Below are 479 nucleotides of genomic sequence, written 5' to 3'. Positions count from 1 at the left end.
TCTTAGGTTAGTACGGGGCTCGCGTCTCGGCCGGTTGAAGCCCCACGGGTGCTCAGTCCGCGGGGCTTCGTCTAGCGGTGAGACCTGGGCGGCTGTGCTCGGCCTCACGCAAGAGAGCCTGCCTATGGCCTGCGTATCCCGCAATACGCCCGCCAGTCCCTTCAGGAGGGCTGGCTTGGTGCGAACGGGTGAGGGGAGGCGGGGCTGAACCGCAAGGAGCCCCGCCCAGCGCGAACCGGACGAGGCTGTGATGGCGAGGCTCAGCTCGGCTGCTCCTCGGTCTCCTCGATCTCGGGCTCGTCCTCCTCGGGAGCAGAGGGAGGATTGCCTTCCGGTCCCTCAGGCTTGGATGGCGGATCCCAAATCGGCTTCGGTTCACCGCCGGGCTGCGGCGTGCCACCTTGGCTCATCGTTTCGCTCCCTCGTCGTTGCAGAGAGCAAAGCGGCGGCGAGCAGACGCGTTCCTGCCCGCAGTAGCA

General features: G+C 67.2%; 1 protein-coding gene. It reads right to left on the bottom strand.

Annotated elements, in window-relative coordinates:
- Window positions 1–260: 260 nt before the first annotated feature.
- Window positions 261–479: hypothetical protein (locus WDW90_RS38115; protein WP_431311216.1), on the bottom strand; the 219-nt coding region annotated here is incomplete at its 5' end.

The sequence above is a fragment of the Methylobacterium nigriterrae genome (assembly GCF_037106235.1).
GTDB classification, from domain to species: domain Bacteria; phylum Pseudomonadota; class Alphaproteobacteria; order Rhizobiales; family Beijerinckiaceae; genus Methylobacterium; species Methylobacterium nigriterrae.
This window is presented reverse-complemented; position numbering and strand designations above follow the sequence as displayed.